This window comes from Rhodopseudomonas sp. WA056 (assembly GCF_010906995.1).
GTDB classification, from domain to species: domain Bacteria; phylum Pseudomonadota; class Alphaproteobacteria; order Rhizobiales; family Xanthobacteraceae; genus Rhodopseudomonas; species Rhodopseudomonas palustris_G.
Genome location: NZ_QPFS01000053.1, coordinates 23,517 through 31,376 on the forward strand (window position 1 = coordinate 23,517; position 7,860 = coordinate 31,376).

8 protein-coding genes and 1 riboswitch are annotated in these 7,860 nt (G+C 66.8%); of the genes, 4 read left to right on the forward strand and 4 right to left on the reverse strand.

Annotated features, from left to right (window positions below):
* The first annotated feature begins 155 nt into the window (after nt 1-155).
* Nucleotides 156-701: a carboxymuconolactone decarboxylase family protein gene (locus tag DU475_RS12515; protein WP_142884107.1), complete on the forward strand. Its 546-nt coding sequence runs from the start codon at nt 156-158 to the stop codon at nt 699-701.
* 28 nt (nt 702-729) lie between these two features.
* On the opposite strand, the gene DU475_RS12520 is transcribed toward DU475_RS12515, so the two are convergent.
* The 3 genes from DU475_RS12520 to DU475_RS12530 all read right to left on the reverse strand — a co-directional run bounded on the left by DU475_RS12520 (nt 730) and on the right by DU475_RS12530 (nt 4,072).
* Nucleotides 730-1,947: an MFS transporter gene (locus DU475_RS12520; RefSeq protein WP_047308491.1), complete on the reverse strand. Its 1,218-nt coding sequence runs from the start codon at nt 1,945-1,947 to the stop codon at nt 730-732.
* Between the two features lie 85 nt (nt 1,948-2,032).
* Nucleotides 2,033-3,280 (reverse strand): MFS transporter, encoded by a 1,248-nt coding sequence (locus DU475_RS12525; RefSeq protein ID WP_164632322.1) that lies wholly within the window; start codon nt 3,278-3,280, stop codon nt 2,033-2,035.
* Nucleotides 3,281-3,355: 75 nt separating this feature from the next.
* Nucleotides 3,356-4,072: a DUF938 domain-containing protein gene (locus DU475_RS12530; protein WP_013504622.1), complete on the reverse strand. Its 717-nt coding sequence runs from the start codon at nt 4,070-4,072 to the stop codon at nt 3,356-3,358.
* A 132-nt stretch (nt 4,073-4,204) separates the two neighbouring features.
* Nucleotides 4,205-4,409, forward strand: a riboswitch (cobalamin riboswitch).
* A gap of 108 nt (nt 4,410-4,517) precedes the next feature.
* On the opposite strand from DU475_RS12530, the gene DU475_RS12535 reads away from it, so the two are divergent.
* The 3 genes from DU475_RS12535 to DU475_RS12545 all read left to right on the forward strand — a co-directional run bounded on the left by DU475_RS12535 (nt 4,518) and on the right by DU475_RS12545 (nt 7,434).
* Nucleotides 4,518-6,629, forward strand: a complete 2,112-nt coding sequence (locus DU475_RS12535; protein ID WP_164632323.1) for a TonB-dependent receptor — start codon at nt 4,518-4,520, stop codon at nt 6,627-6,629.
* Between the two features lie 133 nt (nt 6,630-6,762).
* Nucleotides 6,763-7,050 (forward strand): hypothetical protein, encoded by a 288-nt coding sequence (locus DU475_RS12540; RefSeq protein WP_013504624.1) that lies wholly within the window; start codon nt 6,763-6,765, stop codon nt 7,048-7,050.
* A gap of 171 nt (nt 7,051-7,221) precedes the next feature.
* Complete coding sequence (locus tag DU475_RS12545) at nt 7,222-7,434, forward strand: hypothetical protein (RefSeq protein WP_142884104.1); 213 nt, start codon at nt 7,222-7,224, stop codon at nt 7,432-7,434.
* 236 nt (nt 7,435-7,670) lie between these two features.
* Here DU475_RS12545 and DU475_RS24085 read toward each other — a convergent pair.
* Nucleotides 7,671-7,860 (reverse strand): hypothetical protein (locus DU475_RS24085; RefSeq protein ID WP_205524357.1); only part of this gene is annotated, 190 nt, incomplete at its 5' end.

The window sequence follows — 7,860 nt, forward strand, 5'->3', positions numbered from 1 at the left end:
TCCACATTTGCGCCGGCGCGTTGCACGCCGACGATGCATTTATTGGCGGCGACCTTGGCGCGTCACGCGGTGGAATTCAATATCCGTCTCGGGCTGCGGTCTTGCGGCGATGTGCTAGGGAACGAACGCCCGATACCCGAAGAGGACAACCGAGGATGCGCCTGAATTTACTTTCGCCTGGCGAAATGAGCGCCGAACAGCGCGCCATCTACGACGAGTCGATCGCCAGCAAGCGCGGCAGCCCGCCGCCGCCGATGATGGCGTGGCTGGCGAGCCCGGAGATGGCCCGCCACGCGACGCGGCTCGGCGCCTTCCTGCGCTACGACACCTCGCTGCCCCCGGCGCTGTCGGAACTGGCAATCCTGGTCACCGCGCGGCATTGGACCGCGCAGTTCGAATGGTACGCGCACAAGAAGATGGCGCTCGACGGCGGGCTCGACCCTGCCATCATCGACGCGATCCGCGACCGCCGCACCCCATCGTTCGACGATCCGAAGGCGCAGGTGATCTACGATGTCGCCCGCGCCTTGCACGAAGCCAAGGGGCTGCCGCAGCCGCTGTATGACGAGGCGATGCGGCTGCTCGGCGAGCGCGGCTTGGTCGAAGTGATCGGATTGTGCGGCTACTACACTATGGTGTCGATGACGCTCAACGCCTACCAGTTCCCGCTGCCAGACGACGAGACGCCGGAGCTGGCGTGAGACAGTCGTTTCCGCGGCGGCCGAAAGGCTATCGTCGCCCCCGCCGCACCATGATCAGCGCTGCGGCGGCGAGTTGCAGCGCGATGCAGCCGGCGAACGGCAGCGTGTAACTGCCGGAGGCGTCGCGCAGCAGGCCGATGATGCCGGGGCCGAACGCATAGGCGACCTGGTTGATCGCGGTGTTGAGCGCGACCAGGACGCCGAACGACGACGCAGGAAATTCGCGCTGGATGATCAGCGCCGGTAAGGTGATCAGATTGCCGACCGAAAAGCCGAACAGCGCGCAAGCGGCCAGCAGCAGCGCCTCATCGCGGGTGGAGATCAACACGCCCAGCGCCACCGCCTGGCTGGCGAACGACAGCGCCGAGACCAGACGCTGATCGAGACGATCGATCACCACCGACAGCGACACGCGTCCGACCACCGCCATCGCGGTCAGCAGCGACATCGCCAGCGCGGCACGCTCCCGTCCGATCAGCGGATCGAGATAGGCGATCAGGTGGACGATGAAGCCGACTTGCGCGAACAGCACCAGCGAGAACGCGATCGTCGCGGTCAGAAAACCGAGGTCGCGCAACGCGCTGCCGCGGATCGCGCCGGACGACAGCGGCCGCGGCGCGGCGGCGACCGGAGCGGCATTGGCGGGATGCCGCGGCGGCGCAACCACGATCGCGACCAGCGGCATCAGCAATATCACCGCGGCGACTGCCGCCGCAAAGGTCGCCCCGGCGAAGCCGAGCGCGCCGATCAGCGCCACCAGAAGCGGCACGCCCACGATGCCGCCGAAAGAGGCGCCGTTCAGCGCCAGGCTGATCGCCATGCCGCGGCGCCGGTCGAACCACAGGCCGAGCGTGTTGGTGATCGCGCCAAGACTGGTCCCCGCCCAGCCGACCGCCAGCAGCGCATCGACCGCATAGAGCTGCCAGACCGCGTCGATCCGGCCGAGCAGCGCAGTGCCGAGCGCCATCGCGGCGATGCCGCCGAGCAGGCAGGCGCGCGCCCCGATGGTGCGGATCACATCGCCGACGAACGCCACCAGCAGCGCACCGGCGAGATAGAAGAACGTCGTTGCGGTGGCGATCTGCGACGACGGCCAGCCGTGAAGTCGGGCCAGTTCTGCGAGGTACACGCTCTGGCCATAGAAGCCGAGGCCCCAGCCGAAGGTGGCGACGACGAAGCAAACCACGACGATCCGCCAGCCGGGATAGCGGAACGAGGTCTCGTCGGGAGCCGGGGTCGTCACCATCGGCGGCGAGCGTCATTCGTCGCGCGCGACGGCATCGGACTCCCTCCCCTGTCCGGCGTTCGCCGCCGGCCGTGTTGGTGCGCGGTCAGACGCCGCGATCGGACAGTTCGGTGGCGGCCAGGGCCGCACGTCTTCGTATCTTCGACCAGCCGGTGACGGCCAGCACGATCAGGCCGAGCAACACCGGCGGAAACACCGCGAGATTGACGGTCGCCCAGCCGTAGTCGGCCAGCAATTGGCCGGACGCGAACGAGCCCAGCGCCATCAGGCCGAAGATGATGAAATCATTGACCGCCTGGACCTTGGTCCGCTCGTTCGGCTGGTGGGTTTCCAGCACCAGCGCCGAGGCGCCGACGAACGCCAGGTTCCAGCCGACCCCGATCACGAACAGCGTCGCCCAGAAGTGCGGGGCGGTGACGCCGGTGAGGCCGATGCCGGCGCCGAGCGCCTCCAGGACCAGGCCGGCCGCGACCACGCGCGGCGCGCCGAACTTGATGATCAGCGAGCCGGTGACGAAGCTCGGCGCGTACATCGCCACGATGTGCCATTGCAGGCCGAAATTGGAATCGCCGACGCTCAGCCCGCACATCTGCATCGCCAGCGGCGCCGAGGTCATCACCAAATTCATCATCGGATAGGCGATCGCGCCGCACAGCGCCGCTGCGATGAAGCGCGGCTGCCGCACGATCTCCAGCAGCGGGCGGCCGCCGGCGCGTTCGGCCGGCTTCGGCCTCGGCGCATCGACGCCCCACAGCACCGCCATGGCGATCAGCGCGATCGCCGCCTGCACCACATAGGAGAACGCGAACAGATAGGGCTGCCAGACGTCCATGGTCCATTGCACGAGCTGCGGACCGAGCACGCCGGCGAACACCCCGCCGGCCATCACCCACGACACCGCCTTAGGCCGATAGGCCGCGCTGGCGCCGTCGGCGGCGGCAAACCGGTAGGACTGCGACACCGCGGCGTAGAGCCCGCCGATGAACGTCGCGACGCAGAACAGCAGGAACGAGCCGTACAGGATGGCGACGGCGCCGAGCACGCCGGTGAGCGCGCCGCAGCCGGTGCCGATCATGAAGGCGACGCGCCGGCCGTAGACCCGCGCGATCCAACCGGTCGGCAGCGTGCCGGCGGCGAGGCCGAGCACGTACATCGACAGCGGCACGGTGGCGAGCGACATCTGCGGCGCGAGCTGGGCGCCGATGATCGAGCCGGTGGCGAAGATCACCGCGGCGTTGGCGCCGGTCAGCGCCTGCGCCGCGACCAGCCGCACCACATTGGAACGGGCACGGGCATCGTCTTCGACGATGTCGTTGGCCGTCGCATCGACCATCGGCGGGGATTCTCCTCGCGCCGGCCGACACCGGCCGGCGATTGCGCGCGCATCATAGGGCCGGGCCGGGCGCGATCAACCCGCCGCAGCACCGCCGGCCGCATCGGCCCCCGCCGGTTTTGCCCGTACAAACACCAGGATCAGGTTGTTGGCCGGCATCTCGACGATCTCGCTCAGCGTCAGACCGGCGCCGGCAGCCAGGCGTTCCAGATCCGCCACGTCGCGCACGCCCCATTCCGGATTGGCGTCGCGCAGGCTGGTGTCGAACACCGCATTGCTGAGCGCGGTGTGCCTGCCGTCCTGCTTGAACGGCCCGTACAGCACCAGCATCCCGTCGTGGCGCAGCAGCCTGCCGGCGCCGGCCAGCAGCCCTTCGGCGACGCGCCACGGCGCGATGTGCACGACGTTGGCGCAAAACAGCGCCAGCAGCGGCCCGGGTGCGGTTCCCTCCACCGGCGCGACCGACCAGGCGGGATCGGCCAGATCGATCCGCTGCGGCGGCCGCAGATTGGCCAGCGCCGCATCGGCACGCCACGCGGCAATACTCTCCAGATGCCGGTCGTTGAGATCGCTCGGCCACCACACGATCGACGGATGCTCGCGCGCCAGTGCGGCAATATGCTGGCCGGTGCCGCTGCCGGCTTCGAGCACGTCGCCCTGCCGGCCGGCGAGCAGCCGGGCCAGCACGGCGCGGATCGGCGCGTCATTACGATGAAACGCAGCGGCATCGAGCCGGCCGTCGGGCTCGACGCGCCGTCCATCCTTGCCGAACTCCACCACGAACTCCGCCATCGCCACCTGCCGCATCCGCTATCGTGCGAGGTGTACAGACCCGGCTGTTACACGCAAGTCACAGCCGGTCACAATCCGACCACGATTGGGCCTGTTCGCCGCCATCGGCGAATTGACTCGCGAATCCCGGGACTCCTAGATGGAGGCGACGGTTTCCCGAAAGGGGATGAAAAGGGAATACGGTGCGGACGCAGACACTTTCGCGTTCTAGGCCGTAGCTGTTCCCGCAACTGTAAGCGGATCGTCTTTCGTCGGATGCCACTGGGAACCTCGGTCCTGGGAAGGCGACGGAAGATCAACCGCGAGCCAGGAGACCTGCCGTCATTCGTGGTCACACGCGAAGTTGCCGGCCGGGAATTGCAGGCATTGTCTTCACCGCTTCCGAACAAGCCGGTGAGACCTCGTTCGCTGTGACGTGCCACAGACGTCAGCCGAGGTTGATCCCATGCATTCCCGTCCCGCCGCGCCGCGGCCCTGCTCCGCCCTTTCGCGCGCGCTTCTCGCCTCCACGATTCTGGTGCCTTCACTTTCGCTCATCACGCCTGCCACCGCGCAGGACGTGCTGCCGGAGATCGTCGTCAGCGCCACCGCGACCCGCACCTCCAACGCCATCGTCGGAACGTCGAGCACAGTGATCACCGCCGAAGACATCGCTCGTTCACCGGCCCAAACCGTGCAGGACATCATCGCGCAGACGCCCGGTGTGCAGAGCACGTCGCTGTACGGTGGCGTCAACGGCACCGGCTCCTCGGTCGATCTGCGAGGCTTCGGCGCCACCGCAACCTCAAACACGTTGTTCCTGATCAACGGCCGCCGTCTCAACGACCTCGATCTGCAGGGCATCGACTTGTCGAGCCTCCCGCTGCAATCGATCGAGCGTATCGAGATCACTCGCGGCGGCAGCGGTGCGGTGCTGTACGGCGACAATGCTGTCGGCGGCGTCATCAACATCGTCACCAAGACCGGTGCCGGCGGCCCACCCGCAACGTTCCGCGCCGAAGGCGGCGTCGGTTCATTCAACCAGCGCCTCGCTGCGGTGTCGGCGGCTTTCAATTCTGGCCCATGGTCAACGTCGGCCTTCGCCAATCACGTCCGTACCGACGGTTACCGCGCCAACAACGCGCTGGAACAGAACAACGCGCTCGGCGAACTGCGCTACACCACCGCCGATCTCAGCGCCTTCCTCAATATCTCCGGCGACGACCAGCATCTCGGCCTGCCCGGCTCCCGCACCGTCGATCCGTCGATCGGCGTCAACCAGCTCCAGACCGACCGCCGCGGCACCAACACGCCGTTCGACTATGCGGACAAGCAGGGCGCCAACATCACCGCCGGCTTCACCAAATCACTGTGGGACGGTGCCGAACTGATCGTCGACGGCGGCGTTCGCGACAAGCGTCAGCAGGCCGGCTATTTCGGCAGCTTGCCGCTGTTGAGTTCCCGCGCCAGCGCATTCGACGCACATCTACGGACCTGGTCGATCACGCCGCGGCTGAGCATCAAGAACGCGTTCTTCGGCCTGCCGTCGAAGATCCTCACCGGCCTCGACTATTACGACGCGACCTATGATTCCGACCGCGGCCAGTATCGCGGCACGCCGCCGGTTCACGTCTACAACCTGTCTCAGAAGACCCTGGCCGGCTATTGGCAGCAGACCATCGCCGTCCTGCCGACCACCGACTTCTCCTATGGCGGCCGGGTGCAGAGCGTGAAAGTCGAGGCTAGCGACCGACTCAATCCGCTGGCGCCCGGTTATTTCGGCGAAGCGCAGGCGCTGCCGCTGAACAGCACCGAGACCCAGCATGCCCTGCACGTCGGCCTCGAGCATCGCTTCAACGATGTGTTCAGCGTGTTCGCCCGCGCCGCTCGTGCGTTCCGCACCCCGAATGTCGACGAACGTGTCGCCTCCGGACCGTCCTACGACGCGTTCTTCAATCCGATCCCAGGCACCTTCGCGCTCAAGACCCAGACCTCGGTGGATGTCGAAGGCGGCTTCCGCATCAAGTCAGGTCCGTTCGAGATGCAGACGAGCGTCTACAACATGGATCTGACCAACGAGATCCGCTACGATCCCGTCAACTTCTACAACACCAATCTCGATCCGACCCGCCGTTATGGCGGCGAAACCAGCTCTTCGCTCCGCATCAGCGACTCGCTGTTGCTGCGCAGCGGCGCGGCCTACACCCGCGCGACCTTTCGCGAAGGGCCGTTCTCCGGCAACGACGTGCCGCTGGTGTCGCGCTATACGGCAAATGCCGGCGTGACCTGGAACATCTGGCAGAAATACGTCGTGTTCGATGCCACTGCGCGGGCCTGGAGCAGTCGCTTCATGGACAGCGACAATGCCAACAGCCAGGTCAAGATCCCGGCCAACGGCACCGTCGACGTCAAGCTGAGCGGCGAGATCGACCATTTCTTCTGGTCGCTGAGCGTGATCAACCTGTTCAACGCGCAATACTACGACTATGCGGTGGCCAGCACCTTCACGCCCGGCCGCTACGGCGCCTATCCGCTGCCCGGCCGGACCTATCTGGCCAAGGCGGGTGTGACTTTCTGATCGCACGGCGGCGTTCCACGCCGCTCACACGCGAAACCAATGTCGAAGAGCCTCCGTTCGCCGAAAGGCTGTTCGGAGGCTTTTTTCGTGCTATCACGCCGCCTCCCGATTGGACTGCAATTGAACTGGAAGAATGACGAACGACGACGATCACAAAGTCGGCGGCGTCGCTGAAAGCGACGGCGCAAAGACCGAACGCGAGGCCGCAGCCAAAGCGGTCCTCGACAATATGGCACGCCTGCGCGCCCTGCGGCTCGCACGCGAAGCCGCGATGCCGCAATCCGCGACATCGGGCAAGACCCAGCGCGCCAGGACGACGGCCTCGACCACCAAGCGAGGCGCCAAGAAGGCCGAGGACGACAAGCCGCGGCCGCTGTCGGAGTGGCTGGCCGACCAGCAGAGCTCGGGCCGGCGGACCTGATCCGAGGCCGGGCCCGCGCCCGGCCCGAGGGCGATGCGAAAATCGCGTGCGAGCTCTGACGAATCCGCTCTGGTCTCGGCGCTGCAATCGCAGTTGAAATAAGAGGACAGTAACGCTGGTTGCGTGTGCGCTCCGTCCCACCCGCGCCGGCCATCACGGAACCGAGCCCCAATGATCGGCTTCCTCCGCAAGCGACGCAAGTCCGCCGCTCCGGGCCGGGACAAGAGCTCCGGCCGCGGCGGCGAAGCCGACCCGGCGAAGCCGGAGCAGCAGCCCAAGCCGGATCAGCAGAAGCCGGCTGCGGCCGTGGAAGACGACCCTTACGAAAGCGGGGACATCTGCGCGCCGGCTCGCGATCGCGACGACTACACCAAGGATCTCTAGCGTTCGATTTCGGCGCGTTGTCTTCACGAGAGCCGTTCCCACCCGGCGGGAAGGCCGGCTGCGCCACCGCGCAGCGGATCTCGGCGCGATGCCTGGCGAACTCCGAGCGCGGTGAGAGACGGGCGCGGTGATATGCCCCCCCCCGTCGGACAACAGCACGCGCAGCCGCAACGTCGCCATCGTTGTTATCGCCCGAGCCTGCTACTCGACGATCGCCCGTCAGCGATTAGTCCGCTTCATGAAATATGCGCGGCTACGCGCAGCCACGCTGCTCCGTCGCGGCGCAATTCAATTGAACCGCAGCGGTTGTCGTGAGACCGTAAGCAGGATCGTACCGACAACAACAAGACCGGGCGATCGATCTGCCGGCCCGCACCGCAGAGTGCGGCTTTCAACGAGAGGAAACGCATTTGTCCATCCGCACCT